Source organism: Lachnoanaerobaculum sp. MSX33, assembly GCF_000512995.1.
Classification (GTDB): Bacteria; Bacillota; Clostridia; order Lachnospirales; family Lachnospiraceae; genus Lachnoanaerobaculum.
In genome coordinates this window covers 1-1,865 of record NZ_AZXX01000035.1, presented here as the reverse complement: position 1 = coordinate 1,865, position 1,865 = coordinate 1, and the positions used below count along the sequence as shown (strand labels likewise).

Here is a 1,865-nt window from a genome sequence, read left to right as displayed (position 1 = left end):
CATTAACCACTTAAGTTTTTCAAGATCTGATTCTGATAATCCTTCTACCTTATTATCAAACTTATCATATTGGTTCTTTTCGAATGCATAAGTTTGTTCTACAGACTTCTCCTCACTTACTAAACCACAGGAAAGCAGAACACTTGCACATAATATTAGTGCTGTTACTATAAGTTTTCTCATCTCACTCACCTATCGCTTCATTTATCTCCTGTAATGATGTATAAGGCATTTTTATATCTTCTATATTTTTTTTAATAAATTCTCCATTTACAAGCTTATAAATCATGCCATCATAAATAACTGCCTCGTTAAATGTTCTGTACATTATATCTATCGGTCTGTTATATGAATAATATATAGGATATGTATAGTATTCTTTTAATATTGTTACATATGTATAACCATCTATAAAATAATATTCTGAAGTTGATTTTTCATCTTCTCCGTAAATTATTACAGTACATCTTGACACTTTATTATTTGCATCTATATATTTTACTACTTCCCCATCCCAGCCTATTATGTCTTTATTAACAACTGTTATCTCTTCATTTAAATAATCAGTTGAAAATTTTTTATAAAATCCATTTAAATCACTTTTTATATTATTAATATTTATTTTTTTGTTAAATGAGGAGCCCATACATCCTGTTATTAATATACATAATACTAAAAATAACCCCGGAAATTTAATATTACTCTTCATATCGATCTCTATCCTTTATTATTTCCATGTCTTTGCCGACTTTAAGAAGGTTAATGCTTAGATTTACATCTCCGGCAAGGTTTGTTTAAGATAATTCTCAAATAATATCCCGAGTGATAATACTCACACTAAAATACCTCAAATAATTTTCTAAAAGATATTTTCCCATATTCTTTTATTACTTTTTCTTTTCCATTTCCGTAGTCATAGATAAACTTTGTAAAATGTGCTGTCCTATCATGCCCTATTATGTTAAGTTCATCAATGTACAGTACATTAAACTCACTTTTCTTATACATATATCTACATAATTCATCCAGATTTCTTAATTCCTGAAACACTTCCAAGCCTTCACTCTCAGAGATTGTCTTGTATCTTTTCTCCGGTTCATTCCATACTTTTATATGAGACATATTATCATTGAATATCTCTATCCTCCTAGCTGTATTTTCTCCCTCTTTCAGTTTGAATTGCCCCAGTGTCTTTATCTCTCCCTTTATATATTTGTCTGATACTTCTTCGCACTTATCAACTAACGTAGTTTCATTGTCAAAATAAAACACACTTCCATCATTATCAACATACTCCAATTTAGCTTCTGTCGCTTGTTGCAATTCATATTTTATTAATCCATCATAAAAAAATTCTATGGAATCTTTATTACGCATCTTCATTATATTTTTTAGGTGGACTCTATATTTACATATAGAATAAATACCAATACATACTAAAGTAAATATTATTCCAAAAAGAATAAATAATCTTACTGTTATCACTTTTTTATCCAAATTAATCCCCCTTGTATTTTAACCAAATAAATCACCAAGGTCTATTTTCCCATAGTCTGTCATTACTTTTTCTTCCCCATTTACATAATCATAGATAAACTTTGTAAATTATGTTGTTTTGTCATGACCTTTAGGTATATGATTTCCATATACCAATGATACTAAGGAAAATAAGGCAAGAAATCCACCTAAACTTTAATCTACTCTTTATTCTAACCATAAGCTTCTCCTTATGACCAATCTTTATACTTGTCTTTAAATAATTCAAATAAGCTAATTGCACTATCTGATATTTCTTTACTTTCTCCATTCCCGTAATCATATATAAACTTTGTGTCTTGTCCTGTTCTGTCATACCCAATTATGTA

At 28.6% G+C, this 1,865-nt stretch carries 2 protein-coding genes and 1 pseudogene; all 3 read right to left on the bottom strand.

What is annotated here, in order from left to right:
* Positions 1–183: pseudogene (locus HMPREF1495_RS03590) on the bottom strand (hypothetical protein); the annotation flags it as partial.
* A 1-nt stretch (position 184) separates the two neighbouring features.
* Positions 185–709 (bottom strand): hypothetical protein, encoded by a 525-nt coding sequence (locus tag HMPREF1495_RS03585; protein ID WP_034212120.1) that lies wholly within the window; start codon positions 707–709, stop codon positions 185–187.
* A 128-nt stretch (positions 710–837) separates the two neighbouring features.
* Positions 838–1,497, bottom strand: a complete 660-nt coding sequence (locus HMPREF1495_RS03580) for a hypothetical protein (protein WP_034212118.1) — start codon at positions 1,495–1,497, stop codon at positions 838–840.
* Positions 1,498–1,865: the final 368 nt, after the last annotated feature.